This is a genomic window from Microbaculum marinum, assembly GCF_037855135.1.
GTDB lineage: Bacteria > Pseudomonadota > Alphaproteobacteria > Rhizobiales > Tepidamorphaceae > Microbaculum > Microbaculum marinum.
Genome location: NZ_JAZHOF010000003.1, coordinates 78,533 through 103,880, shown reverse-complemented (window position 1 = coordinate 103,880; position 25,348 = coordinate 78,533). Strand labels below are relative to the sequence as shown.

Below are 25,348 nucleotides of genomic sequence, written 5' to 3'. Positions count from 1 at the left end.
TATTGCCTGGCCCGGAAATGTGAAAAAAATCCTATTCAGCAGAATTCTAAGATATTGAAAACACGTTATAAAACGGCAATCACGTCGAAAATCTATTCACGCTTCGCCATCCCGAGGTAGGAAAGAAGACAATTTTCCTATTTCTCACGCGTGGTGGAGTCGAGCGATGGAAAGGTGCGGGGACCCCCGGAAGCCGGATTTGCAATACCGAAAGGGTGGCGGTGCACCCCGGCACCTCGACAGCACGGAGGCGCAACTGGTACGGCGGGTCGCCCGCGCCTTTCGGGTTCGCGAAGCGGCGTTGTTCGCCGACGCGCGAACCTCCGCCCAGGAGTCGCTGGCGCGTCACACGGCGATGTATCTCATGCACGTGGTCCTCCGCCGGACCTATGCCGACGTGGCGGCGCTGTTCAGTCGCCACCGCACCAGCGTGCTTTACGCCTGTGCCCGGATCGAGGACCGTCGCGACGACCGCGCGTTCGACGCCAGGATTGCCCGGCTCGAACGCTCGCTGGCCGAGTTGGAAGACGCGTGATGGCGGCTCCAGTCGATTCTGCCGAGGCGCTCGAGGCGGAGCGCGTCGTTGCAGCCATGGTCGTCGAGGACTTCCGGCTCCTGGCGGCAGGCCCCGACACCTTTTGCCTGCAGCACCCCGGCGGCGGCGCCGGTCGTGTCTTATCCGCCGGCCTGGTCGAACTCATGCTGGCTCACGATCTGCTGAGGCATGCCGGCGGCGGTGAGATCGTCGTATCCGAGGCAGGCCTTGCGTGGCTCCGCCGCCGGCGCGCTGGCACCGACCGTTGGCGAGGGCAGCATCTCGCCCGTGTCGCCGCGGACGTCGAAACAGAAGACGGTCGAAGGGCTGCGGCGGAAATCGTCGTCAACGAAAGTCCGCTGACGTGGTTGCGGCGCAGAAAGGGGAGTGACGGAGAGCCGCTGGTGAGCGACGCGCAGTACAGGGCCGGCGAGCGGCTTCGTGCAGATTTCGAGAGGGGACGTCTCGGACCCCGTGTCACCGCGGACTGGACCCGGCCTGCGTCCGGGCGCGGCCGCCGGGCATCCGCCGGCAGTGTCGGCGAACTCCTCGACAGCACGATCTCGGCCCGCCGGCGCGTCGAGACCGCCCTTGCCGCACTCGGTCCGGAACTGGGTTCGCTGCTTCTGGATGTGTGCTGCTTCCTCACCGGACTGGAGGATGCCGAGCGGTGCCGGGGCTGGCCGCGGCGCTCGGCCAAGGTGGTGTTGCGGATCGCGCTGGACCGGCTCGCCGACCACTATGGATATTCGGACGTGGCGAAAGGCTTCGACCGGCCGCGCCGGGTATTGCACTGGGGCGCCGACGATTACCGACCCACCGCCGGCGATCTTCCAGCCGACGACGATGCCGTCAGTTGAGGGCGGGTTGGCTTCCTTTCGCCGACGCTGCCTCCTGCCGGACCCGTTCGACCATTGCCGTGAGTCCGTTCGAACGCTGCCGGGTGAGGTGCTCGCGCAGGCCAAGCCGATCGAAGGTGTCGGCGGGATCGGTGGATACGATCTCGCTCGCCTTCCGGCCGGAATAAAGCGCCAGGAGAATGGCGATCAGCCCGCGAACGATATGGGCGTCGCTGTCGCCGCGAAAGGTCAGCACCGGATCCTCGCCGCCGGAGGAACTGGTGACGAGCCACACCTGGCTGGCACATCCCTCCACCTTGTTCGCGGGACAGTGTTCTGCCTCGGTGAGGGGTTCGAGGGTCCGGCCGAGTTCGATCACGTAGCGGTAGCGATCTTCCCACTCGTCCAGGAAGGAGAAATCATCGACGATCGTGTCGATCGAACTGGTCTGCGATTTATCGGTCATGCCCGGGATATAGCGTTGGCGGGCCGCGCTGCCAAATCGCAGGTCGCCTAACCCTGCGCGTCGGGACCTTGCCAGGGGATGTCCCGGTCGGTCGTGCTCAGGGTATCGGCCCCATCGGAGCCGGCCGTCGCCGCAGTGCCCGCGCCGCTGCCGAAGTCCGTCTTCGAGAGGTAGTCGTACAGCATCTTGGCACCGGCTTGCGCCTTCTGGCCGAACGTCTTCGCGACTGCCGTGCCGGTTTCGCAGGTGGCCGGATTGCGGTCGCAGAAACCGGCCAGGTCGGAGACCGTGTGCTGTGCGGCGGACAGCGCCTCCATGGGCGACAGGTCCGTCTCGGCCGGTTCTCCGTCTTGCCCGGACTGCCCGGTAGGGATCAGCATGACGACCAGGAACAGCCAGAATGCGGTTCGAATGAGAAACATGGCTCTGCCCTCTGCCTCAAACGCTTTTCGCGTCCATTTGCGGCAAACGATACCTCGCAAGACTTGCTACCGGATTTTCCGGAAAGTGAAAATTTGATCGTTTCCGTTCACCCCGTCAGTTACCTGCCCAAGGAGTTGAGAACGGTCGCAATCTTTCAGGATTCCCGCCGGTTATGCCGCTGTTAACCCTGATCAGATCGCCGCGGTGCCGAAGCTGCCGAGGCAGGTCGATTTAGCGTTCCCTTAATGGCCGTTTGGAATGATCGCTGCCTGTTCGGTCAGGCCAGGTGATCCTACGCAATCGGGACGCTGCCCGTACCGATTGCCGGAGTGTCGTGTGCGCGTAACCAGGTATTTCCTGCCGTTTTCGAGGGTCGTCCAGGCGATGGTGCATCCGTGCGCCCGCCGCGACCCGCTTCAGGCGGCATTGCACGCGACCTTCATCGCCACGCGGCTGATCGCCGTGGCTGTCGCCGCGATATCCCTCCCAGTCTATCTGGCGGTCTGGGGTGCACCGGACGCGCTGGCGGCAATCTGCTTTGCATGGCTTGCCGCACCGATGGCGGTGGCCTTCTACCTGTCTCGCACCGGAAGGCTCTGGGTTGCGCACGTTATGTCCGCAGCCTCGATGGCGCTGCTGATCCTGGTCCTGGCCACGTGGACGGGCGGCATGGCGTCGCCGTTCCTGCCCTGGCTGGCCGCCGTTCCTGCGGAAGCCGCCTTGTCCGGGTCCGGCATGATCGTCCTCCTGTCCATCGCAGTCTCGGGAGGTGCGCTGATTGGCATGACGGCCGCCGAAGCTGTGGGGGCGATCCCGGCGGCGACGGCGGATCCCGGCGCGACCTCGGCCCTGGGATTGATCGGCGTCCTGCCGATACTGGCCTTCGTCGGTCTGATGACCGGTCGCGCGTGGTCCCTGGCGCGCAGAGCCGCGGCCGTCGAGCGTGCCGGCCACGACCGGCTGCGTCGGATAGCCAATGCCGCAAGCGACGCGATCCTCACGTTGCGTCGCAACGGCAATGTGACCTTCGCCACCGATGCCGCGGAGGCCATCTTCTCCGTCCCCGGGGCTGCACTGTGCGGTGACGGGCTGTTCGCACGCGTCCATGTCGCGGATCGGCCCGGCTATCTGACGACGTTGGACGTCGCCGCAGCGGGAGGTGCTGCATCGACCGAGTTGCGGATAGACGCGGCACCGTCCGGTGTCGCCGCCGACTACGTGTGGGTCGAAATGCGATGCCGGCCATTGGTGGTCGGGGAGGGCGGCTCCCCGGACATCGTTGCGGTGATCAGCAGGATCGGGAGCCGCAAGCAGGCTGAAGGCGAACTGAGGCTGGCCCAGGAGGAGGCCGAGCGTGCGAATCTGGCGAAGGGGCGGTTCCTTGCCAGCATGAGCCATGAACTGCGGACGCCGCTGAACGCGATTCTCGGGTTCTCCGATATCCTGCGCACCGGTGCGGACGAGGGGCGGGGCACCGATGGAGTGTCTGGGCCGGCCATTCCCGTGCTCGACGACGAAAAGCGTCGGGAGTATGCAAGCCTGATCCACGAAAGCGGAGTTCATCTGCTCGAGGTCGTCAACGACATCCTCGACATGTCGAAGATCGACAGCGGCCACTTCGAGATTTTTCCGGAGTCGCTCGACGTCGTCGAACTGGTCGAGACCTGCCGCCGCATGGTCGCCGATCAGGTCGCGCAGGCGGGGCTACGGATCGAGACCGACCTGCCGCACTCGGTTTCGAAGATCAGCGCGGATCCGCGAGCAAGCAAGCAGATCGTGCTCAACCTGCTCACCAATGCGGTGAAGTTCTCCAGGCGCGGCGGGCGAATCGTGGTCGGCGCCTACCGGGAAGACCGGTCTGTCGTCCTGTATGTGGCGGACGAGGGGGTCGGTATTGCACGCTGCGATGTCCCGCGGCTCGGAGAACCCTTCTGCCAGCTCGATAGCGGCTACGAGCGGCGCCACCAGGGCACCGGACTGGGCCTTTCCGTCGTGAAGGGGCTGGTTGCGCTGCATGGCGGAACGATGGAGATAGACAGCGAACTCGGCGTGGGCACGCGCATATTGATCCGGCTGCCGGAAATCGCGGCCACCGCAACGGTGGCGGACCGGCCGGGCGTGACCGAGATGCCCTACAAGCTGATCGCGTGACCGTACGGGCGACGAGACAATGATAGGCAGACTGCTCGGTATCGTCGTTCGAAACCCGCTCGGCGTGCTCGCCGCCGGCGTGGTATTCTCCGCCTGGGGGGCGATCTCGGTGAACGCGCTGTGGATGCAGGACGGCCCCCATCCCGCGCCGTTTCTCGGCCGGGACGGACTTTCCGGAATTCCATCCGTCCAGCCCCAGCCGAAACCCGGGCGCCGCGTCGAGATCGCGCCCACCCAAGCGCTGGATGCCGACCAGCAACGCGCCGCAGAGCGTCAGGAGGCACTGACCCGCGATCTGCAGTCGGAACTCGGCCGCCGCAACTTCTACAATGGACCGCTGGATGGCCAGTTCGGACCGCAGACCGAGTCGGCCATATTGTCCTACGAAGCCGCCGCCGGCCTTGCCCAGACCGGTCGGCCGACCGAGGCACTGCTTGCCCATGTCAGGCTGTCGACACTGAATGCGCCACCAGTGCCGTCGCCCAGTCCGCAGCGGAGCGACAACGACGATCCGGTGGCCGCCCTGCTCGCCGGCGAAGATCCCGCTGCAATCGTGCCGCTTCCGCCGGTTCAGCCGTCGGCCACCGCGCCGGAGCCCTCGACGAGCGTTCCGGTCACCGCGGCCGACGCACCCGATCCCACGATAGAAGCGGTCCAGACCATCCTGGCGGACCTCGGTTATGCTCCGGGCTCCATCGACGGCCAGATCGGGCCCTCCACCAAGCGCGCAATCGAGGATTTCGAGGTCGATCGCGGCCTGCCCATGACTGGCAGGATCTCTAAGCGACTGCTCGAAGAACTCTCCGCCGTCAGCGGCGTGCCGCTCGGCTGACAAGTTATCTGTTATACCGGCAGGAGGAGTGCGCAGATTGCGCCTGAAGTCCGCGATCTGGATATCGGCCTATCTTCGGCGTCTGTCGATGGAGGGCATTCCCGTGGCGATCGTGCGCCGCGGGGCCGAGGAGGCGGGCGCAATCTTCATCCGCATCAACCGGCTGGACGGCACGTCCGACGTATACGGGCCCGCCCCCCAGACGTCTTTCGACGACGAGCGTCCGGTAGAACGGCAGTGGATAAGGGCAACGGGGACCGGACCCGTCACGGACGAAAAGGCCGAAGAATTTCTCTCGCGCCAGTTCGGATTCGATCCCGATCTGTGGGTCGTGGAAGTCGAGGAGCGGCACGGCCGCCATCTGCTTGAGCAGGTGGTCGAGTAGCCTGGAAAATCCGCCGTGGATTGGCCGGCGAGGCGACTTGCGAAGCGGAAATCACAGGCTCGTTATCGGATCGAGCGTTAGCGGACTGTTAACCCTGATGAATGGTTAATGCTGGTGTTCGGCCGAACGGTGCCGCAAGGGCTGGTGCCGTGCCGCATCTCCGATCGAGGAGACGACCAATGGCAGCTGTGCTGCAATTCCAGAGCGACGTGCGTCGGACCGTCAGGAAGTCCGGCGTCGACGGATCGTCCGGCGATGGCGAACCGATGGGCCAGGTGATCATTTTTCCCGGAGTGCGCCGGGAGCGGAAGGATCCGGACCCTTCGCACCGGCTCATGCGCTACGCCAGCGAAGGCGGGCCTGTCCGACCTGTCGAAAACTGAGCCGTTATCGGCTGGAGACCTGAGCCGTGCGCTGCGGCGCCGGACGAAGCTAGGGCGTCTCCATCGGCCAGTCGATGATCCGGTCTTCCAGTTCGTCTTGCGGCACGTCGCTTTCGGCGACGGTGCGTCCGCGCACGGATATTCCAGCGCTGTGCACCGTATCCTCATCCCCTGATACCAGTGGATGCCACCAGTAGAGGTCCGCACCTTCGTCGATGAGCCGGTAGGCGCATGTCGGCGGCAGCCATGCGAGTTCGCCGATCCGCTCCGGCGTCAACGCCACGCAGTCGGGAATCCGTTGGCCCCTGTTCCGATAGTCCGAGCAGCGGCAGGCGTCACGGTCGAGCAATGTGCAGGCGACGTCTGTGAACCAGATTTCGCCGGTGTCTTCGTCTTCCAGCTTGATCAGGCAGCATCGGCCGCATCCGTCGCACAGCGATTCCCATTCGGCCGGCGTCATCTCGCCGAGCGACTTGGTCCTCCAGAAGGGCCTGTCCGGCGCGCCGCCGGAAGTTTCGGTCATGATGCGATCCTGACGTCCGTTCGCCGCCCTGTCCCCGATGCCCGGTCGCGCGCGTGCGTTTCCTCCGGGCCTGTGCGGCTGCCCGGCCGCCCGGCAATTTCACGCTCGCGTGAGCAGCGGCGAACCACTTGCATTTTCCTGTCAGACTTGGTCATTACAAAAGCGGGGCGCGAGCGCATCGGTGGTAGTTGAGTTCGCACGGAGTTGAGGTCAAGTGAGCGACCCGTTTGCCAGTGGTCCGAGGACCGGGATCTGGACGCGCATCCGCCGCCGGATGCTGGAAGCCGACTCCTTCATCGACGCCTTCTTCTATTCGCTTCTCGACGGGGTCAAGAGGGGACTGGAAGGCTATTCCGCCCGGCTTGAACGGTTCAACGTCAAGGGCTGGCGCCGGGTACTGGTGGAGCTCTTCTCCGACGGCCTGACCATGGGTGCCGGTGGCGCCGTGCTGATGCTGGCCCTGGCGATCCCCGCTTTCGACGAGACCCACGACGACTGGAGGGGCCAGGCGCAGTATTCGGTCGTGTTCCTCGACCGCTACGGCAACGAGATCGGCAAGCGCGGCATCCTGCACAACGACTCGGTGCCGCTCGACGAGATCCCCGACCACATGATCAAGGCGACGCTGGCCACCGAGGACCGGCGTTTCTACGAGCACTTCGGCATCGACGTGATGGGCACGTTCCGGGCGCTGATCGAGAACATGCGCCACAAGACGGTGGTGCAGGGCGGCTCGTCGCTCACCCAGCAGCTCGCAAAGAACCTGTTTCTAACCAACGAGCGCACGATCGAGCGAAAGATCAAGGAAGCCTTCCTGGCGCTTTGGCTCGAGACGCATCTGACCAAGAACGAAATCCTCAAGCTCTATCTCGACCGCGCCTATCTCGGCGGCGGCACCTTCGGCGTCGATGCGGCGGCGGAGTTCTACTTCGGCAAGTCCGTTAGGGACATCAACCTTGCGGAAGCGGCGATGATCGCCGGCCTGTTCAAGGCGCCGGGCCGCTATGCGCCGCATATCGACCTTCCGGCGGCCCGCGGCCGGGCCAACACGGTGTTGCAGAACATGGTCGAGGCCGGCTTCATGACTGAAGGTCAGGTCTTCGCCGCCCGCCGCAGCCCTGCCACGCCGGTCGACCGCTCCGGCCACACCGCACCCGACTACTTCCTCGACTGGGCCTTTGAGGAGGTGCGGCGGATCACCGGCGGCAAAGCCTTCGTGCTGACCGCGAAGACGACGGTCGACATGACGCTGCAGCAGGTCGCCGAAGAGGCGGTGGAATCCAACCTGCGCCAGTATGGCAAGCAGTACGGCGCCAGCCAGGCGGCAATGGCGATGGCGGATCTCGACGGCGCGGTGCGCGCGATGGTCGGAGGGCGCGACTACGGCGAAAGCCAGTTCAACCGCGCGACCTCGGCACTCCGGCAGCCCGGCTCGTCCTTCAAGCCCTACGTCTACATGACGGCGCTGGCCAACGGCTATTCGCCCCAGTCGATCGTCGCCGACGCCCCGATCACCATAGGCGGATGGTCGCCGCAGAATTACGGCCGCCGCTTCCGCGGCAACATCACCCTGACGACGGCGCTGCAGTATTCCGTCAACACCGTCGCCGTCCGGCTCGCGCAGGCGGTCGGACGGGACAAGATCGTCGAGACCGCGAAGAACATGGGTGTCAACACACCGCTCGTGATCTCCAAGTCGCTGCCGCTGGGCGCCTCCGAAGTCACCGTCATGGACCAGCTTGCCGGATTCGGGACCCTGGCCTCCGGCGGACTCAAGATGACACCTTACGGGATCGTCGACATTCGCGACGGCGAAGGCAATGTGATCTACCGCCATTCGACCGACGAGCCGCCGCGCCCGATGGCCGTGCCGCCGGAAAAGGTCGCAGAACTCAATGCGATGCTCTACCAGGCCGCGAACAATGGAACCGGTCGCCGCGCCCTGTTCCCGACCGCGCCGATCGCCGGCAAGACAGGGACCACGAACGCATATCGCGACGGCTGGTTCTGCGGTTTTACCGGGAACTACGTCGCCGCGATCTGGGTGGGGAATGACGACTTTACGTCGACCCGGCGGATGACGGGCGGCAGCCTGCCGGCGATGACCTGGAACAAGCTGATGAGCTACGCTCACAATGGAATCGAGATCAAGCCGATCCCGGGCGTGGGCGGCGTTCCCGACGAGCCCGTCCTGGTGGCGGATGCGGAGGCAGCCGCCAGGGCCGCCGGTGAGGGCGCGACGGTGCCTGCAGAATCGCTGATCCTGTCCAAACAGTCCGAGAACCTGCTCTACGAGATCGAACGCCTGATGCGTCAGGCCCCGGCGCTGCAGCCGGCAGTATCGCAGGGGCCCTCGGCCATGTTGCGGGCCCGGGAAAGCGGCATGGACGCGTGGCAGAGCGTTCCGGCACCTGCCTCGGAAATGCCTGCACCCGCCGACGTATCGGCTGCCGTGCAGGAGCCCGAGCCCGAGGAGGTAATCGAGATCACCATTCGCGGCAACAAGAGTTAGGTCGAGGTTCTCCTCCCGGAACGGGACGCCGCGAAGGCGCCGGCAGCCTCAGGGTCGCGGCACGAGGCAGACCAGGAGCGGCTCCCGGCGGCCGCGCACTTCCAACTGTTCGGCGTCCGCCTCGAACCTGTCGGCGACGCCGGCGTGCCGGGCGGTCTCGAAGGTGATCGCGGCCAGCGTGCTGCGTTCCTTGGCGAAGGCCTCGAGCCGCGCGGCGACGTTAACTGTGTCGCCGATGACCGTAAACTCGCGCCTGTCGCCCGATCCCACCACGCCGACGAAGACCGGCCCCAGCGCACCGCCGACCGCAATGTTGAACCTGGGGGCGGCGGGATTGGCCGCCTGCCAGTCGCGCATCGCGGCGGGCAGGCCGTCCAGCACCACGAACACCTGACGGGCCGCCGCGTCGGGGTCGCTCTCGTATCCGAAGATCGCCATGATGCCGTCGCCGATGAACTTGTCGACGAAGCCGCCGCTTGCCAGCACCAGCGCGTTGACCCGATCGCGAAATTCGGCGAGCCATCCGGCGATCTCGGCGGGCACCACCTTTTCGCTCTCCCGGGTGAAGCCCTGCAGGTCGATGAACAGGATGGCGAGGGTCATCTGCTCGGCGAGCGGCTTGCCGGCTGCCGCGCTGACCCGGCGCGACACCGGTTCCGGCAGGAACAGCTTCAGTTCCGCTTCGCGCCGGGCCGTCTGCAGACCCCGGATCAGGATGTCGCGCTTGCTGCGCACCGACACCACGAGGACCGTCGCGGTAATGGCGATCATCAGGCCGCGGATGGCGTCCGCCGGCACCGAGTAGAGCGTTCCCATGTCGGCTGCCGGCAGGGCCGCATAGGTGAGCGTCCCGGCGAATGCGACGAGCGCGGCGAGCAGGATGATGTACAGCGCCGCCGCCAGTATGAGGGGTCCGGTGCGGAACCGGACCGACTGGATGGCGATGGCGATCGGTATGAGCCACGCCGGCGGCTGGGCGAAGACCAGCACACCCGGATGGCTGGAGAAATACATGCCCTCGTGCAGCGCTATCAGGATGAGCAGCGCGTCGCCGAGGACGAACAGGTATGCGACCTGCGGCCGGAAGGTCGATGCGCGGCTGGCCGCGAACGATATGACGGCGAGGGCGACGAAGCCGGCCATGATCGCAAGCGCCGTCAGGACGCGCGGCACGACCGTCTGTGCATTGGTGTCCGTGACGAAGGCCAGCGCGGCAATGAGGCCGGTCGCGATGATGAGCCCGGCGGCACCGCGCGCCGCCGACGCGATGCGCTCGGCGTCACGCTCCGCCTCTTCCACGCTCAGCGGAAAGAGGCTGGCATCGGCGTCGCCGGCGGCCGGGGTCTCGATGGCTGAGGGTCGAACCACTCCCGCGTGCCTCGTCTCGGGTTGCCCGGAGGGCTTCCGAGAAGCATAACACGCCTTGCCGCCGCCGTATCGGCTGCCCCTTTGCTGCCCGCGGCCGAGCCTATCGCAGCGGCCGTTGCTGCGGCGTCGGCACGCTGCCGGTCGTCTCGCCGGCGCCGGTGCTGCCGGTCGTGATTGGCGCACCGGAAGGGCTGCCACCCAGCGCCCGGTAGATCTTTTGGCCGGCCCGTCCCGTCTCGGGCATCCCGAACCGCTTTTCGGCATCCGCGATCGCTGCCCGTGTTACCGGCCCGATCTTCCCGTCGGCCTCGCCGATGTCGTAGCCGTTGGCCAGCAGCAGCTTCTGCAGGTGCAGCCGCTCCGCGCGCGACAGGCCGGGATCGTCGGTCGGCCACGGGGTGCGCAGCGGCGGATGGCCGGCCATGCGGTCGGCGAGATAGGAAATCGCCAGCGCGTAGGATTCGGCCCGATTGTAGGAATAGATCGCGTCGAAGTTCGGGAACACCAGGAAGCCCGGTCCGTTCGGCCCGGCCGGCAGCAGCAGTCCGGCCTGTGCGCCCCCCGACAGGGCGGTGCCGTCGGCGCGCACCACGCCGCGTTGCGCCCAACTCGAGAGCGACGCCCGGTTCGTGCGGCCCGTCGGACCGTTGTAGCCGGCGGGAGCGCGCACTTCGATCATCCAGGACTGCCCCGGCTGCCACCCGCCGCGGCGCAGGTAGTTGGCCGTCGAGCCGAGCGCGTCTGCCACCGACTTGACCAGATCGCGGCGTCCGTCGCCGTCGAAATCCACGGCGAGGCTCTGGTAGGTCGAGGGAATGAACTGGGTCTGACCGAAGGCGCCGGCCCAGGAGCCGTAGAGTTCGTTGAGCTGAAGATCTCCGGTCGTGACGAGCTTCAGTGCGGCGATCAGTTCGCCCCGCCAGAAATCCTCGCGCCTGCCCCCCTGACAGGTCAGGGTGGCCAGCGCGTGCGGCAGGAAGCTGTCGCCGGTTTCCCGGCCGAAATCGGTTTCCACGCCCCAGACGGCGGCGATGACATAGCGATTGACGCCAAACTTCTGCTCGGCGGCGCGAAGCACGCCGTCATACTTGCGCATCATCGCCTGGCCGTCTCGCACCCGCTGTTCGTCGACGAGAAAGCCGAGATAGTCCCAGATCGGCGTCTTGAACTCGGGCTGCACCTGCGACAGGCGCAGCACCTTCTCGTCGGGCTGCGTGAAGTTCAGCGCCTGGTTCGCAACGGCCTGGCTGACGCCGGCCCGCACCGCCGCGGCCTTCAGGTTGGCGACGCAGGACGCGAATCCCTGCGCGTTTACCGATCCGGCCCACAGCGCAGGTGCGGCGAGGACGAGAAGCGGCAGAAATGTCCGCGATTTCCAGGATGACAATGACATGGGGCGAATCCTCTTGGCGAATGTCGGTTTCCGGGGCGGCGGCAGTGCCGTGAACGGCTGTTCGCGCCCGCGATTCCCCGGCTCTGTCGGTCAGTCTGACCTGGCCGGGTTAGCAAACCGTTCACCAAGTTCCGCGCAGTGATCCTTGATCTCCGACTTCGGCGTGAAGATGACGAAGTCATAGGGCATGGCCGTGCCGCCCTCGGCATAGTCGGAAAAATCCGGCAGTGAATCGGTTACTTCTATCAGACCGACGGACATGACGGTTGCTTCGGGCGCGAGTTGCCGCAACACGTGCGGCACGGCCCAGTCGTTTCGCGCGTGACCCGCGCCGGCGACAAGCACGGCACCGTCCGCCGTCCCCGCCTCCAACATGGCGGCCGCCAGAGCGCCGTCGCGGGCACGCTGAACGGTCACCATCGGCGCCAGCGCCGCTTCCGGCAGCAGGTTGCAGTGGGCGGCTTTCAGTACTTCGAGAAGGCCCGCCTCCAGGTCGTCGTCCAGCGGCAGGTCGAGTCCGAGCGCGCGGACGCGGTCCGCGCTCAAGGCAGCCGCTCCCGACGATCCGATCTGCATCATCTGCTCACGGTCCAGATCCCCGGCCCTGAGGGACAATCCCGATGCGAGGGCGGATTCGGCGATCGGCTGGTAGATCGTCCAGGCTGGCCAGCCGCGATCCTCCCAGTCCAGCATCGCGCCGAGATCGGACGCGTCGGCGGATTTAGCACGCGAGAAGGCGTCGAGCCTGTCCTGATAGGAGGCAGGCACCATTTCCAGAACCACGGCCGGCTTCCGCCCGCTGTCGGTCAGGTCGCGGATGATGTCCGCCTGAATGCGGTGGTGGTCGGGATTGGGGTGGGTCTCGCCGACCAGCACGTGGTCGGCGGCGCGGGCGGCCGTCAGGAGCGTGTCGAGATCGGAGCGTGTTCCGTCACCGCGCCAGACCGTGCCCGCGAGCGGATGAGTCCGGAAATGTTCGGAGATCCAGGCTCGAGCGTCGAGTGTCGCCGCACTGGCCGACGAGGGTGGCTGCAGAAGGCAGGCCGCGAGCGCGGCAAGCGCAAATGCCGCCGAACGTGCTGTTCGTCGGTCGAACCCATGGGCTCGAAGATGAAACGGTCCCGCCTTCTGTCCTCTGCCGGACATCGATCACTCCGGTGGGCTGGAACCGGATGTCACCACCAAGGCGGAAAAGTCCGCCCTACGGTATCGAGGCGGACTTCTGAAGCGATGCCTCAGCGGCGGGCGCCGGCGGCGGCGACGCGCTTCTTCGGCTTCGGCGCCAGGCCTTCGCGTTGGGCCAGCTTGCGGGCCGCCTTGCGGGCGCGGCGGATCGCCTCGCCTTTTTCGCGGGCGCGCTTTTCCGACGGCTTTTCGTACGAGCGCCGGCGCTTCATCTCGCGAAACAGGCCTTCGCGCTGGAGTTTCTTCTTGAGGGCCCTCAGGGCCTGATCGACATTGTTGTCGCGCACGAGAACTTGCAGGGGACTTCTCCTCTCGACGTTGGTTCGAATACCTGCCTGTCGCGGAAAAGCACCTGTCCGCGAACCCCGATCCGAATGTCACGACGGCTTGGGCGGCGCCAAACGAGTGGCGCAGCAAGGCAGAGCGAAAACTCGAATGGCCCTCATGTGGGCCATTTCGACACAAAAATCAATCTCCGCGGCTGCAGAGCCCGAAGAAATCGCGCCGCCGACCTCGGAAGCTGACCGCAATCTCGCGCGGATTCACTCAGTTTGCTGCAAAGCAGTAGAACAATCCGTCTCCGCCGGTGCCCTGCAGCGCTTCCTGGCTGCATCCGCGCGTGGGATGCGAGGAATTCCACGACTTTGACGGGGCGTCGTCGCGCAGCCCCATGCGGTCGTGATGGCCGACGATCGCGCTGCCGTCGCTGCTGCTCGTCCAGTTCTCGCAGGTCTGTTCCGTCCTGGTGCCGTCGGCGCTGCTTCCGGTCAGGATGTCGTGCCTGTTCGGAGTATCACCGCGCCCGTTCACCGGCTCTCCCGTTTCCGTCAGCGCCGTCTGCTTGGTGATGTTGGGGTTGGCATGGAGACTGGCGCCGTCTTCTGCGATCAGGTCGCCCTTGGCGTTGTACCACGGACCGGATCCGATCCGGTCGCGCGCGTCCGTATCGCTCGTCGACAGGTAGGCCCGCCAGGTCTTTGCGCCCGCACCGGCCGCTTCCGCAAGTTGCAGGCAGTACGCATCCGCTCCTTCGAGCCCGCCAAGGTCGGCGCCGTTGCCCGGGCCGGTACTTGTAATGAAGAAGCTCATCGACGTGTCCTGGGCGGATGCGCCGGTCGCCAACGCTGCGGCAAGAATCGTGCAGCCGAATATCGTCGCTACTCGTTTCATGTTCGAAGGCCTCCCTGCTGGACCGTCCATCGTCCGGTCCGTTGTCGGAACCGGAACACTAGGGCGGCGGGCAAATGCCGACCAATCACGGCTGCGTGGGGTGGGAGAGACCTGAGCTCCCAACTTGGATCTGTGCTGCGGATCGCCAATTGGCGGATACTCGCATTCCCGGCTATAAGCTCGCAGTAGAGTAGGTCCATCATGTTCCCGCCGATCGCTGGCGATTTTCCATGCCGCCCATCCAGACCGTTGCCGTAATCCTGATTTCAGCCATTCTCGGCGTTGGATCGGCGTGGCTGGCGGTCGTCAACGGGGTCGGTTTCGAATCGATCCGTGCGGGGGCATGGACCGCCTGGCCGACGGCCGCTGCCGACGGCTCGGACCCCTATGTTCGCGCGCGCTTCGCCCGCAGCGGCGAACTACCGATTTCGGCTGCGGAGGGCACCACCTTCGAGGCCAGGACGGATTCGCTGGGCGCCGAGCTGGTTGGAAACTGCGACTATCTGGTGCGCGGCCGCACGCCGGCGGCCCAGTGGTGGACGATGACGCTGTATCGTGACGAGGATCTGTCGCTGATCTCCAATCCGAGCCGGCGCAACGGCTTCAACTCCACTGGGATCCTGCGCAAGCCCGACGGCAGCTTCGAGATCGTGATCAGCCCGAGGGCCCGGCCGGGCAACTGGCTGCCGAGCGACGAGCACGCAGGCAAATTGCGGCTGGTTTTCCGGCTCTACGATACGCCGATTGCGACCGGCGGCAGTGTCGCGGATATCGAGATGCCGGTGATCGAGCGTGGGCGCTGCAGATGAGGGACGCGCTGAGGATGCCGTTTCGGGGCCTGCGCCGGTCCGAGCCGAGCCTGACCGGGGAGTTGCGCACGCGCCGGCGCCGCCTGTTCGGCGATATCGGTTTCGCCAGACTGGTGCTGCTTGCGGTTCTCGTCGTCGTCCTGTCGGCGATCGTGCACATTGCGACCATCCTGGCGATTCCGCATTTCGCCACCCGCGACGCGTGGTCGCGAATTACCGAACTCGCCCAGCCGGTCGGCGTCACCCTGCTGCCGCGCGCGGTGCCCGGCGATGAGGTGTTGCCGGGACTCGATCCGGCGGTGGTCTACGGCGTGTGCACCTATGACCTGTCGGAAGCGCCGTTCGCGATCGTGGCGGCGATGCCCGGCGACTACTGGTCGATCGCGTTTCACACACGGGGAGGCGCCATTTTTTACGCGGTGAACGACGAGGCGGCCACGTCGGACCGGTTCGACATCGAGATCCGCAATGCCCGGCAGATGCGTCAGTTCCGTCTCGAGTATCCCGATCCGGACGAGGAGATACTGACCATCGAGGCGCCGTCGGATGTCGGCTTCGCACTGATGCGCGGCCTGGTCTCGGCTCCCAGCGAGCGGCCCCGCGTGGAGGCCGCCATGGCGGCCACCGTGTGCGAGAATTTCACTCCTCCGCCGCCTGTTCCCGAGGCCGTCGGACCGCCGCTGCCACGCCCTTCGCCGTTACGCTGAAGCGCCGGAAATGACCTTTCGGCAGGTCCCCGCGAGCTCTGCCAGGCGCGCATTGCTGCGTTGCACAACGGCGACTGGTGCATGGCGCGTCAATCGCTAAATACCTCCTGCGAATTGAATATTAGAGATGCTGCATTGCAGCAGCAGGAGATACACATGCAGACTTACGAACCCCGCAATCACGACGTATTCGGGGAAGCCCGCCGCCTCGAGATGGACGCACGGATGCGCCGCGCCGAGGCGATCGTCGACTCGGTCATCGAACTCGGACGGCTCGTCGGCCGTGCGGTTTCACCGGCCACGCGCGTCGTCAGGCGCGTCTCCGATGCGCTGGCGCGTCGCCGCGAAACCGACCGGATCTACTCCGAGCTTGCGCGGATGAGCGACCGGGACCTCGCCGATATCGGCGTTTCCCGCAGCGACATCTATGCCGTTGCCGCTGGCACCTATTCCCGTGCCGACGAAACCGCCGGTGAGGTGGTCGTCCTGCAGGCGAAGGCGCCTGCCAGGGACACCGACGCGACCCGGGTTGCCGCCGAATACGACCGCGCCGCCTGACACCGGTTGCGCCCAGAACCAAGCTGTCCGTTCGGCCCGCCTCGCGCGGGCCGAACTGTTTTCGGGGGCGGCGGTCAGTCGCCCGTGACGGACCCCCGGCGATCACGTCTCCGCCGGGGCGAGACGTCCCTGCTTCCGTTTCGTCACTTTCACGCCCCATTTGACCTCATGATCACGAATCGAGGGGACGCAGACTCGTTCTGCGCGGGGCCGAACCGTGTCGAACGAGGGGAGTGTCTCTGTGGACATCACGACAAGATTCGCGCTTGCCTGCCTGGCTGTCGGTTGCGGCGTGGGCGTTGCCGCCACCGAAAGCCTGGCCCACGGCTCGATGGAGAAACCCATCAGCCGCATCTACCGCTGCTTCCTGGAGGGGCCGGAAGCGCCGAAGACCGACGCCTGCCAGGCGCTGGTCGATGCGGGCGGCACCCAGCCGCTCTACGACTGGATGGAAGTCAATCAGTTCGAGGCCAACGGGGCCCACAAATCCATCGTTCCCGACGGCACCCTGTGCGCCGGCGGCCGGGAGAAATATGTCGGGCTCGACCTGCCCAGGAAGGACTGGCGCAAGAGCACCATCACCCCGAATTCGAAGGGCAAGTACACGTTCGTGTTCCACGCCTCGACGCCGCACGCCACGAGGTACTTCAAGTTCTACATCACCAGGGACAGCTGGAAGCGGGGCGACCGGCTGTCATGGTCGAACATCCGCAGGGTCGCGACCAAGCGGAACCAGACGGCGAAAAACAACCGCTACACCATGCGCTTCAAGCTGCCGAGCGGGACGCAGGGGCGGCATGTCGTCTATGCGATCTGGCAGCGCTCGGATAGCCGGGAGGCCTTCTATTCGTGCTCCGACGTGAAGGTCGTGCCGGCGTCATCGGGGGCGTCGCCCGTCGCGGCGGCCAGCTGGTCCGAGGAAGGCGACGTGATCGCGCACAACGCGCTGGAAACCGGGTCGACGGTCAGTTTCCGCGTCTTCGACAAGAGCGGCGGCGACGTCGAGACCCATACCATCACGGTCGACCGCAGGTCCGGCGCAGCCGACAGCTGGCCCTCGGCGCTGGCGCGGAAGGTCAATGCCCGCTCGGAGGTCTTCCGGATCGGCAGCCTCGACGACGAGGCCGGCGAGCTGGCGATCGAACCGGTCGGCGAAGCCGCCGGCAACGCGGTCTATCGCAGCGCCGCCTATCCCGGATATTCCTACCACATCGATATCGACACGCCCGCCCGCTGAGGGACGACCGTATGACAGACCCGCGGCATCGCCATGCCGCCGGTCTGCCGTCGGTGTGTCTTCGCTGTGCCGACGTCGTGCCATCGCACTGCCGACGCCGTGCCGGTAATCGCCGGTTAACCCAATCGGGCGATCCTGCCCCGAGAGGATCGTCCGACCGGCTCCCGCGGCGGGTCCCGGGGGGACGGACGAGCGCCGTTGCTGGGGTGGTGTCGTGGGTGTCGTGTTCCTGTGCGTATTCGGGCTCGTCGCCCTGGCGATCTTCTTCGGCGGATTCCTCCTGACCGTGTCCGGCGACCCTTCCGAGGACGTGGCGCGCCGCTGAGGTCCGACCGGCGGCGATCCGGTTCTAGCCGCCGAGCGACTTCAGGTGCTTGCGGATTTCGGCGGCGAGGTCGGCGACCTCCCTGGCCGCCGGACCGGACGGCGCCGTCTCGGTGACGGTGCGTCCCTGGCCCATCGCCGCGGCGAACGCGACGCGGCTGCCCAGCGATGACTCGGCGACCCGGCAGCCCAGCTGGCCGATGGCCGCGCGCATCTCGCCGGTCAGGGTCGCCCGCTGGACGGCGCGGTTGACGACGAGGATCGCCGCCGCCTTCTCCTTGGCCACCAGTTCCAGCGTCGGCTCCGTCGCCCACAGGTCGACCGGGGTCGGCTGGATCGGCACCAGCACCAGGTCGGCGCTCTCGATCGCCGGCCGCGATTCGAGGTCGGACTTCGGCGGCGTGTCGACGACCACGTAATCGTAGTCGCGGGCGAGGCTGCGCGCCTCGCGCCGGGCGCCCCAGCCCGACGCGGTGCGGAAGCTCAGCCCGACATCGTCCTCGCCGAGAAACTGCTCGCGCGCCTCGAACCACTCGCCGAGGCTGCCCTGCGGATCGACGTCGAGGACGGCGACCGACTTGCGTCCCTGCAGAAACGCGACGGCAAGATGGGCAGCGAGGGTCGTCTTGCCCGAACCGCCCTTCTGCTGGGCCAGTGTAAGGATGTGTCCGGCCATGTTTGTCCCCCGGTTGCCGAAGCGTGGCACCGGCTCTTGTGCATTGCAACAGAATCTTCAACCCCGGACCGCCGCCGGCGCGCATCGCCCTGCCAGCGCGGCGGCCCCCGCGTCCGGAAGACGCTCCGGACAGGGCGGGGCGGCCGCGCAGCCGTCAGATAATTTTTGAAACACACGTTTCTTGGGGCCGAAATGCAGCAGAAATGGAACGGGAGCATCAGATCTCGCGTCGACTGATCCAACCCAACGGAGACCTAAATTGTCCAGTCAATCCAGTGGCCGGGCCCGCCGGCTCGCCGGCTATGCGATCGCGTGCTGCCTGGCTGTGGCATCCCTGACCGGCCCCAGCCCCGCCAGTGCCGAAGGCTTCGGCTTCGCCACCTTCACCGCCACCGTCACCGGTAACGGCACCACGACGCGCGGCTCGGGCGTGAAGAAATCGACCCGTGCCGGCACCGGCGAATACATCGTCACCTTCATGCGCAGCGTGAAGGCCTGCACGCCCTTCGCCACCGTGCGCGGCACCGCGGCCGGCCAGATCTCGGTCGCCCCTGTTGCCGACAACGGCAAGCAGGTCGCCGTCACCACCTTCAACAAGTCAGGCGTGAAGGCGGACCGAAGCTTCTCGCTGCTGGCAAGCTGCGTCTGAGGCAAGAGATCCTGGCATCGTCTTCCGCCTCGTCCTGCCATTTGAGGCGTCCGCGCCGCGGCGCCGTACCCACCCAACCAGATCGTGCGATGTGAGCCGTTCGCAAACCGGCCACGCCAAGAGGAGTCCACCCGTGCACACCAAGCACTTGCTCGCATTTGCGCTCGCCGCCGCCGTCGCCGCGGCAACTCCCGTCGTCCCCGCCGCCGCCGGCAAAGCCCGCCCGGCGCCAAATCCCGAGGCCGCCGACAAGACCTACGGCATGGCGATCCTGGCGGCGACCGTCTCCGCAGGCGGCCCGCTCGAAAGGGGAGCGGGCGCCGTCTCCTCCGCCAACGTGCCGGCGCTCGGCGAGGCGTCCTACGAGGTGCTGTTCAACCGGCCGGTGCACCACTGTTTCTATTCCGTCACCCCGTCCGTCAGCCTCGGCGAAACGCATATAGCGACCGCCGCCCCCCGTGCGGGAACGGAAAACGGTGTGCTGGTGCAGATCCGGGACGAGAACGGGAACCAGCTTCCCTACCTGTTCAACCTGCTGGTCTACTGCGCCGGGTGACGCCCGCCCGCCGCGTCTGCCGCGGTCTCCTTCCCGGCCGTCGCCGCCGGCGGCGGCTGCCGCTCGGCGGCGGCGGATCGGCCGGAGGCGGCGTGCAGGCCGCCGCCGGGCGCGCATCGTCCGGCCAGCGCCGCGGCAAACCGCTCGCGGACGGCCGCCGCGTGGGGATTGTCCCGGGTGATGGTGCGGAACAGGTCGTCGGAATCGCCGCCGACCATGTCGGCCATCCGCATCAGGTGCCGCCAGGTCGCCGTGGTCATGTCCAACGGCGGCACCTCGAGGGCGGCAATGGCGCGGGCGATCGCGTGGGTCAGGCCCTGGACATACGCCATCTGCCGGTCGTGCTCGTCGGCGCCGGTGCGGATCACCGACAGGCCGAGCGACCGCAGCAGGCCGGCCACCCGCCGCGCGGCGCGCTCGGCGCGCGGACCCGGGCGGCCCGGCGGGGTGCACACCACGACGTTCAGGCCGGCGATGCCGTGGCGCCCGCTCTGCGGCCCGAACAGCGGATGGGTGCCGACGATATCGACGCTGCCGGGCAGACAGCCGGCGAGAACCGCAAGCGGCTTCATCTTGATCGAGCAGACCTCGACGACCAGCGTCCCGGGCTTCAGCAGCGGCCCGATCCGGCTGGCGAGCGGCGCCAGCGACCGCCACGGCACGGCGAGCACCACGATGTCCTGCGCGGCCGCGGCTTCGGTATCGGCGGCCGCGACGCCGAGGCGGGCGGCGACATCGCCGAGGTCCGGGCGCGGATCGGCGAGCCGGATCTCGAAGCGGTCGCGCAGATGCGGAACGCAGAAGGTTCCGAAGGCGCCGGCGCCGATCAGGCCGAGGCCCGGCCTTCGCGCCGCCGGCGGAGCGGCCGTGCGGTCTTCCCCTGAAGAGGCTTCGGTGTCGGAATCAGGTTCAGGTCGTTGCAGCATGGGGTACCCTCCCGGCGGGCCGCCGCGGGAGGAGGTCGTTCCGGAAAGAGCCCGGAAACGAAAGTGCCGCCCGGCGGCGGCACGTGTTTCGAAAAGACAGGATCGATCGCGCCGCGCCTATGGAAGCCGGCGGTAATAGGACTGGAAGCGGGCGCGCAACTCGATCATGGCGGCGATATGCGCGAGGCGCGGCTGCAAGTCAAGCTGACCGGGAAGTCAAGCGGGCCCGGGCGGGCATGTCGCGGCCCGCGAGGCACGTCGCTCCGGCGCCCGCCGTCACCTGGTCGCGACGAGGCGGTAGCCGCAATCGCAGCTGTCGAGCCCGAGCAGGCGGGCGTGACGGTCGGCCCAGGCGCCGCTGTCGAGGTCGGCTGCGAGCCGTTGCAGCCCGTCCGACACGTCGCCCAGCGCCCAGAAGGAGGACATGGCGGCGCGCACCCGGTCGTCCAGATAGGCGGCGGGGCGCCGCCAGTAGGCGGCCAGAAACCCGTCCGTGCAGTCGTGCGGGATTCGCACCGGCGAAATCTCCACGGGGCCGAGCCACTGCCCGTAACGCTCCAGCGGCGGCATCTTTTCCTCGTCCAGGGCCACCAGTCCCGGAAAGTAGTCGAACAGCCAGAAGTCGCGGAACGACGGGTCGAACGTCAGGAAGACGACGCGGCCGCGCGTGACGCGGCGCATCTCGGCCGCGCCGGCTGCCGGGTCCGACCAGTGGTGGATGGTCAGGACGGCCATCGAGGCATCGAACGATGCGTCTTCGAAGGGCAGCGATTCGGCGATGCCGCGGACGACCAGGGCACCGGAGGCGGGGCGCTGGCGGATCATTTCGGCGGACGGCTCCACGGCTGCGACCTGCCGGCCGGCCGGCTCGTAGGATCCGCTTCCCGCACCGACGTTCAGGACCGTTCCCGCCGCGCCCAGCGCGCTTGCGATCGCAGCCGCGATGCGCGGGTCGGCCCGCCGGAGATTGGCGTAGTCGAGGCCGATCGTATCGTAGAGGGGGCTCACGTCACAGCGCTCGCGACGGTGTCGAGGACCGGCGGTCAGTCTAAGGGATTCCACGTCGCCGGTCACCGCTTCGGTCGCCGCCCCAGGTCGCCGGCGCAGGTCGCCGTCGCATGTGGCCTCGGCCGGCCATCGGCGGCGCGTCGGCGGACGACCAGGACCGGTGCGCGGGGCCGCGCCGACACGCGGCGCTGCTACTTCCCGCCGTCCCTGGCGAGGTCCTCGAAGATGTCGCGGATCGGCTCGAAGTCGCAGCCGGCCTTCGCGGCGGCGTCGATCACCGCGTCGACCCCCAGGCGGGAGACGGCGGCCTGGGCCCACATCAGCGTCGAGCGGTTTCCGGTCCGGCAGCAGAACAGAGCCGGCCGCTCGACGCTGTCGAGAAGGTCCCGGAACCCGGCGACCGCCCAGTCCTCGGTGGCGTCGACGCTCTCGACCGGCTGGTAGTGGAACGCCAGTCCGTTGCGCTGCGCGGCGGCGCGGGCGGCATCGTGGGACATCTGGTCGTCGGCCTCGCCGTCGGGGCGGTTGACGACGAGGGTGCGGAATCCCTTTGCGGGCAGGGCGTCGATGTCGGCTTCGGTGAGCTGGGAGCCGACGAAGACACCGTCTTCCATCCTGAAGATATTGGCCATCATCGTTCCGATCGCTGGGGGTCGCGGTGTGCTCTCGTCCCGGGTGCTACGGTCCCGGGTGCTCTGGTCTCTGGGTGTTCTGGTCGGGGCGCCTGGTTGGGGGGCGCCTGGTTGCGGGGCCCCCGATTGCGAGGTGGCTGCCGGGGGGCGGCCCTCAGCGCGGCAGGCCGACCGTGCAGACGATGTCGATCGAGTTGCCGCGGCCGACGCTGATCGAGTAGACGCGCAACTCCGTGGTGATGCCGAGATTGGCGTCGTCGTAGATGAACACCGGCCGCTCCACCACGTCGGGATCGTCGGGCTTGAACAGCTGCCGCGGCCGGCGCGTCGACGAGGTCATGTCGAGGACCAGGGCGGTGCCGTCGGTCGCGTCCGGCAGCCAGCACTGGATGGTGGTGATGTCCTCCCAGTAGCCCGCGTCGTCGCCGGTGTCGCCCGGCGGAGTCTGGGCCGCGGCGGCGGCAGGCAGCAGCAGCGTGAGCACCGCAAGCAGGCAGGCAGGCCGGGCCATGACAATCCTCCGGTTCCGGGTTTGCACCGATGGCGCGCAGCGAGCGGCCTGGACCGTCCGCGCCACGCGGTCAGGCTAGATGGCTTTGCGGCGGGGGACAACGGGGGAGGCCGCGGGCGGGGCGGGCGCGGGCGCGCGAAAGCGGCGGCTGCGCCGGGTCTTTGCGCTGGATCCCGGCGCGGGGGCCGGGATGTACTCTGTGCTGGGGGCGGGAGCTTTGCCATACGGGAAGCTTACGCCCCGGACCCCGATCCGGGGCCCAGCGCGGCGGCTGCGGGGATCGTTGGACGGGCGCCGGGCGCCCGGAAGCGGCGGCTGCGCCGGGTCTTTGCGCTGGATCCCGGCGCGGGGGCCGGGATGTAGGCTGCGGGTTTTGGTGGGGGCTTTGCCATACGACAGTTATACGCCCCGGACCCCGATCCGGGGCCCAGCGCGGCGGCTGCGGCGGTGTCAGGCGTTGAGCCGGTCGGACAGGTCGTCCCAACCGGGGTTCGTCGCCTCGATCAGTTCGAGCTTCCAGGCGCGGCGCCAGCGCTTCAGTTGGCGTTCGCGCAGCCGCGCATCATCAAGCTGCTCGAAGCGCTCCGCGTGTACCAGCCGCTTGACGCCGTGGCGCCGGGTGAAGGCTTGCGCCGTCCCCTCCCGGTGCTGCCAGAGCCGGCGGCCGAGATTGTCGGTCATGCCGACATACAGCGTGCCGTTGCGCTTGCTCGCCAGGATGTAGACCCAGTAGCCGCTGCCCATGGGGACAGCAGGCGCCGGCCCGGATTGCGCGTCAAGTCCGGGATGTATTCGGGGCAATTGGCACCACCTCATCTCACTACGTTGCTTACGCCCCGGACCCCGATCCGGGGCCCAGCGCGGCGGCTGCGGGGATCGTTGGACGGGCGCCGGGCGCCCGGAAGCGGCGGCTGCGCCGGGGCGTTGCGCTGGATCCCGGCGCGGGGGCCGGGATGTAGTCAGGGGAATTGGCAGGACCTGTACACCCACGACAGCGCCTGCGACCAGGATCTGATCCGCGGCCTGGCGCGGCGTCGTGGATCGGGTGGGGCCTAGCGCCGGCTGCGGCGCCTGGCGGCTTCGGAGGCGTTGAGTTCCGCGGCGGCGCGGACCAGTGTCTTGAAGGCGTCCGCATCGACGGTGTCGGCCTCGGCGAGGTCGATGGCGCGGCGGACGTTGCCGGCGAGGCTGGCGTTGAACAGGCCGGCGGGGTCGTCGAGGGCGGCGCCGCGTGCGAAGGTCAGCTTGACCTTGTCGCGGTAGGTCTCGCCGGTGCAGACGATGCCGTCGTGCTCCCAGACCGGGACGCCGAACGGGTTGGAGGGCTTGCGCCACTTCACCGCCTCGACGACGCTGGGCAGGGCCTCGCGGATCAGCGCGCGCATCGCGGCAAGCGTTGCGCCGCGCCAGTCGTCCAGGCCGGCGATGCGGGCGTCGACCAGGGCCGCAGGCGCGGCGTCGGCCATCGGGCCGTCATCCTCGGGTCTCATGAGCGCCGCCCGGCCGCGTAGGGCAGTGCGAACAGGTAGAGGCCGCTCGCGAGCAGCAGCGCGAGCGGCAGCAGCGGCACGAAGTAGACCCACTGGGCGGGTTCATGGCCGACGCCCTGGAGTGCGAACAGGGCGGCGACGACCAGCGTGAAGGCGATCGACAGCCAGCGGTGAATCTGGCGGATCCATGTGCTCCAGGTGTTGGGCCAGGTGTCGGGCCGGGTCACGGGAAATCTCCTTTCGGTACGCGTTGCGTGGATGGCGCGGCGGGGCGATGGGGCGGAAGTCAAGCGGTGCGCGCCAGGACGCCTTCGAGCGCCGCGAAGAAGCGAGGCCAGCCGGCGCGGGCGCCGCCGTAGTAGCGCGGCTGGCCGGGCGGGAAGCCGGCCTGCTCCATGCGCAGGCGGGTGGCGCCCGGCGCCGCGCCGGCCGGCGTGTCGGTCTGCGGGGCGATCGGCGTCAGGGTCCAGGTGACGGTGCTGTCGAGGTCGCCGGAGCGCCAGGTATAGGTGAGCCTGCGGCCGGTCTCGACGGCGACCACCTCGCAGTCGACGGCGCCCCAGTCGAAGCCGAGCGCGAAGCGGTGGCCGGCGACCGGGGCGAAATCGGTCTTGCCCAGCCAGTCGGCGATCAGCTCCGGCCGGGTCAGCGCCCGCCACACCCGGTCGGGGGGATGCGGCAGGTCGCGCTCGACGACGACGGTGCGGGTATCGGCGTCGGTTTCGTTCACTGGTCCATCCTCCGCAGCACGTCCTCCAGGGCGTCGAACCGGTCGCGCCAGAAGCCGGACATCCGCTCCGTCCAGTCGGCGAGCGGCGCCAGCGCCTCGACCCGGGCGCTGTAATGGGTGCGGCGGCCGTCGGGTCGGTCGCCGACCAGGCCAGCGCGCTTCAGCACGGCGAGGTGCTTGGAGACGGCCGGCTGCGACACCCCGGCGCCGGCGGTCAGCGAGCCGACGGTGAGGTCGCCGTCGCGGCACAGCCGCTCGAAGATCGCCCGCCGGGTCGGATCGGCGAGGGCGGCGAACAGGAGGTGGTGCGGCTCGGGGGTCATATCGATCAGCCGTGGAACAGAGGCCGTATCGATAACCCAAGGGTTAT

At 67.8% G+C, this 25,348-nt stretch carries 31 protein-coding genes; 13 read left to right on the top strand and 18 right to left on the bottom strand.

Annotation, left to right across the window (positions count from 1 at the left end):
* Positions 1-199: 199 nt before the first annotated feature.
* On the top strand, positions 200-535 hold the full coding sequence (locus tag V3328_RS07595) for a helix-turn-helix domain-containing protein (RefSeq protein WP_340329032.1): 336 nt from the start codon (positions 200-202) through the stop codon (positions 533-535).
* Positions 535-1,395 carry a DUF6456 domain-containing protein gene (locus V3328_RS07590; RefSeq protein ID WP_340329031.1) on the top strand — a complete coding sequence of 287 codons (861 nt, stop codon included), beginning with the start codon at positions 535-537 and terminating at the stop codon, positions 1,393-1,395. The genes V3328_RS07595 and V3328_RS07590 overlap by 1 nt, the downstream gene beginning before the upstream one ends.
* Here the strand turns inward: V3328_RS07590 and V3328_RS07585 are convergent.
* Together V3328_RS07585 and V3328_RS07580 are read right to left on the bottom strand one after the other, a co-directional pair.
* A complete protein-coding gene (locus V3328_RS07585) occupies positions 1,388-1,840 on the bottom strand; it encodes a SufE family protein (protein WP_340329030.1) in 453 nt (150 codons plus the stop codon). The two genes, V3328_RS07590 and V3328_RS07585, sit on opposite strands and share 8 nt — an antisense overlap.
* Positions 1,841-1,887: 47 nt before the next feature.
* Entirely contained in the window at positions 1,888-2,262 is a 375-nt protein-coding gene (locus V3328_RS07580; protein WP_340329029.1) for a DUF5330 domain-containing protein, read from the bottom strand.
* 337 nt (positions 2,263-2,599) lie between these two features.
* Here V3328_RS07580 and V3328_RS07575 point away from each other — a divergent pair, with 337 nt between their 5' ends.
* The 4 genes from V3328_RS07575 (at position 2,600) to V3328_RS07560 (ending at position 6,014) form a co-directional block, all read left to right on the top strand.
* Positions 2,600-4,414, top strand: coding sequence for a sensor histidine kinase (locus V3328_RS07575; protein WP_340329028.1), 1,815 nt, complete (start codon positions 2,600-2,602; stop codon positions 4,412-4,414).
* 19 nt (positions 4,415-4,433) lie between these two features.
* Positions 4,434-5,246: a peptidoglycan-binding domain-containing protein gene (locus V3328_RS07570; RefSeq protein WP_340329027.1), complete on the top strand. Its 813-nt coding sequence runs from the start codon at positions 4,434-4,436 to the stop codon at positions 5,244-5,246.
* 37 nt (positions 5,247-5,283) lie between these two features.
* A complete protein-coding gene (locus V3328_RS07565; RefSeq protein WP_340329026.1) occupies positions 5,284-5,631 on the top strand; it encodes a DUF1491 family protein in 348 nt (115 codons plus the stop codon).
* Positions 5,632-5,810: 179 nt separating this feature from the next.
* Positions 5,811-6,014 carry a hypothetical protein gene (locus V3328_RS07560; protein WP_340329025.1) on the top strand — a complete coding sequence of 68 codons (204 nt, stop codon included), beginning with the start codon at positions 5,811-5,813 and terminating at the stop codon, positions 6,012-6,014.
* A gap of 49 nt (positions 6,015-6,063) precedes the next feature.
* Here V3328_RS07560 and V3328_RS07555 read toward each other — a convergent pair whose 3' ends face one another.
* Positions 6,064-6,537: a YcgN family cysteine cluster protein gene (locus V3328_RS07555; protein ID WP_340329024.1), complete on the bottom strand. Its 474-nt coding sequence runs from the start codon at positions 6,535-6,537 to the stop codon at positions 6,064-6,066.
* A gap of 274 nt (positions 6,538-6,811) precedes the next feature.
* Here V3328_RS07555 and V3328_RS07550 point away from each other — a divergent pair, with 274 nt between their 5' ends.
* A complete protein-coding gene (locus V3328_RS07550; protein WP_452303822.1) occupies positions 6,812-9,049 on the top strand; it encodes a transglycosylase domain-containing protein in 2,238 nt (745 codons plus the stop codon).
* 48 nt (positions 9,050-9,097) lie between these two features.
* Here V3328_RS07550 and V3328_RS07545 read toward each other — a convergent pair whose 3' ends face one another.
* The 5 genes from V3328_RS07545 to V3328_RS07525 all read right to left on the bottom strand — a co-directional run bounded on the left by V3328_RS07545 (position 9,098) and on the right by V3328_RS07525 (position 14,165).
* Positions 9,098-10,417, bottom strand: a complete 1,320-nt coding sequence (locus V3328_RS07545; protein WP_340329022.1) for an adenylate/guanylate cyclase domain-containing protein — start codon at positions 10,415-10,417, stop codon at positions 9,098-9,100.
* Positions 10,418-10,517: 100 nt separating this feature from the next.
* Positions 10,518-11,810 carry a lytic murein transglycosylase gene (locus tag V3328_RS07540; RefSeq protein WP_340329021.1) on the bottom strand — a complete coding sequence of 431 codons (1,293 nt, stop codon included), beginning with the start codon at positions 11,808-11,810 and terminating at the stop codon, positions 10,518-10,520.
* Positions 11,811-11,900: 90 nt separating this feature from the next.
* The gene (locus V3328_RS07535; RefSeq protein WP_340329020.1) at positions 11,901-12,956 is read right to left on the bottom strand and encodes a ChaN family lipoprotein; all 1,056 of its coding nucleotides are present in this window, start codon (positions 12,954-12,956) and stop codon (positions 11,901-11,903) included.
* Positions 12,957-13,045: 89 nt separating this feature from the next.
* Positions 13,046-13,294 carry a 30S ribosomal protein S21 gene (gene rpsU / locus V3328_RS07530; RefSeq protein ID WP_340329500.1) on the bottom strand — a complete coding sequence of 83 codons (249 nt, stop codon included), beginning with the start codon at positions 13,292-13,294 and terminating at the stop codon, positions 13,046-13,048.
* Positions 13,295-13,541: 247 nt separating this feature from the next.
* Positions 13,542-14,165 carry a hypothetical protein gene (locus tag V3328_RS07525; RefSeq protein WP_340329019.1) on the bottom strand — a complete coding sequence of 208 codons (624 nt, stop codon included), beginning with the start codon at positions 14,163-14,165 and terminating at the stop codon, positions 13,542-13,544.
* 230 nt (positions 14,166-14,395) lie between these two features.
* Here V3328_RS07525 and V3328_RS07520 point away from each other — a divergent pair, with 230 nt between their 5' ends.
* From V3328_RS07520 to V3328_RS07505, 4 genes are all read left to right on the top strand, one after another.
* Positions 14,396-14,974 carry a DUF1214 domain-containing protein gene (locus tag V3328_RS07520; RefSeq protein WP_340329018.1) on the top strand — a complete coding sequence of 193 codons (579 nt, stop codon included), beginning with the start codon at positions 14,396-14,398 and terminating at the stop codon, positions 14,972-14,974.
* Complete coding sequence (locus V3328_RS07515) at positions 14,971-15,681, top strand: DUF1254 domain-containing protein (RefSeq protein ID WP_340329017.1); 711 nt, start codon at positions 14,971-14,973, stop codon at positions 15,679-15,681. Before V3328_RS07520 ends, V3328_RS07515 begins: the two co-directional genes overlap by 4 nt.
* Positions 15,682-15,837: 156 nt before the next feature.
* Positions 15,838-16,239: a DUF1127 domain-containing protein gene (locus V3328_RS07510; protein ID WP_378758924.1), complete on the top strand. Its 402-nt coding sequence runs from the start codon at positions 15,838-15,840 to the stop codon at positions 16,237-16,239.
* 241 nt (positions 16,240-16,480) lie between these two features.
* Entirely contained in the window at positions 16,481-17,476 is a 996-nt protein-coding gene (locus tag V3328_RS07505) for a lytic polysaccharide monooxygenase auxiliary activity family 9 protein (protein WP_340329016.1), read from the top strand.
* Positions 17,477-17,825: 349 nt separating this feature from the next.
* Here the strand turns inward: V3328_RS07505 and parA are convergent, their stop codons facing one another.
* Positions 17,826-18,476, bottom strand: coding sequence for a ParA family partition ATPase (gene parA / locus V3328_RS07500; protein WP_340329015.1), 651 nt, complete (start codon positions 18,474-18,476; stop codon positions 17,826-17,828).
* 259 nt (positions 18,477-18,735) lie between these two features.
* On the opposite strand from parA, the gene V3328_RS07495 reads away from it, so the two are divergent.
* Both V3328_RS07495 and V3328_RS07490 read left to right on the top strand, forming a co-directional pair.
* Positions 18,736-19,125 (top strand): hypothetical protein, encoded by a 390-nt coding sequence (locus V3328_RS07495; protein ID WP_340329014.1) that lies wholly within the window; start codon positions 18,736-18,738, stop codon positions 19,123-19,125.
* A 133-nt stretch (positions 19,126-19,258) separates the two neighbouring features.
* Positions 19,259-19,681 carry a hypothetical protein gene (locus tag V3328_RS07490; RefSeq protein ID WP_340329013.1) on the top strand — a complete coding sequence of 141 codons (423 nt, stop codon included), beginning with the start codon at positions 19,259-19,261 and terminating at the stop codon, positions 19,679-19,681.
* Here V3328_RS07490 and V3328_RS07485 read toward each other — a convergent pair.
* The 9 genes from V3328_RS07485 to V3328_RS07445 all read right to left on the bottom strand — a co-directional run bounded on the left by V3328_RS07485 (position 19,666) and on the right by V3328_RS07445 (position 25,301).
* Positions 19,666-20,607, bottom strand: coding sequence for a prephenate dehydrogenase/arogenate dehydrogenase family protein (locus V3328_RS07485; protein ID WP_340329012.1), 942 nt, complete (start codon positions 20,605-20,607; stop codon positions 19,666-19,668). The two genes, V3328_RS07490 and V3328_RS07485, sit on opposite strands and share 16 nt — an antisense overlap.
* A gap of 276 nt (positions 20,608-20,883) precedes the next feature.
* Positions 20,884-21,615, bottom strand: coding sequence for a class I SAM-dependent methyltransferase (locus V3328_RS07480; RefSeq protein ID WP_340329011.1), 732 nt, complete (start codon positions 21,613-21,615; stop codon positions 20,884-20,886).
* Positions 21,616-21,806: 191 nt separating this feature from the next.
* Positions 21,807-22,247 carry a protein tyrosine phosphatase family protein gene (locus V3328_RS07475; RefSeq protein ID WP_340329010.1) on the bottom strand — a complete coding sequence of 147 codons (441 nt, stop codon included), beginning with the start codon at positions 22,245-22,247 and terminating at the stop codon, positions 21,807-21,809.
* Positions 22,248-22,401: 154 nt separating this feature from the next.
* Positions 22,402-22,758, bottom strand: coding sequence for a hypothetical protein (locus V3328_RS07470; RefSeq protein WP_340329009.1), 357 nt, complete (start codon positions 22,756-22,758; stop codon positions 22,402-22,404).
* Between the two features lie 450 nt (positions 22,759-23,208).
* Complete coding sequence (locus tag V3328_RS07465; protein ID WP_340329008.1) at positions 23,209-23,502, bottom strand: GIY-YIG nuclease family protein; 294 nt, start codon at positions 23,500-23,502, stop codon at positions 23,209-23,211.
* A 308-nt stretch (positions 23,503-23,810) separates the two neighbouring features.
* Positions 23,811-24,248 (bottom strand): DUF1801 domain-containing protein, encoded by a 438-nt coding sequence (locus V3328_RS07460; RefSeq protein ID WP_340329007.1) that lies wholly within the window; start codon positions 24,246-24,248, stop codon positions 23,811-23,813.
* Entirely contained in the window at positions 24,245-24,475 is a 231-nt protein-coding gene (locus V3328_RS07455) for a hypothetical protein (RefSeq protein ID WP_340329006.1), read from the bottom strand. Before V3328_RS07455 ends, V3328_RS07460 begins: the two co-directional genes overlap by 4 nt.
* Positions 24,476-24,534: 59 nt before the next feature.
* Entirely contained in the window at positions 24,535-24,978 is a 444-nt protein-coding gene (locus tag V3328_RS07450) for an SRPBCC family protein (protein ID WP_340329005.1), read from the bottom strand.
* The gene (locus V3328_RS07445; protein WP_340329004.1) at positions 24,975-25,301 is read right to left on the bottom strand and encodes an ArsR/SmtB family transcription factor; all 327 of its coding nucleotides are present in this window, start codon (positions 25,299-25,301) and stop codon (positions 24,975-24,977) included. Before V3328_RS07445 ends, V3328_RS07450 begins: the two co-directional genes overlap by 4 nt.
* Positions 25,302-25,348: the final 47 nt, after the last annotated feature.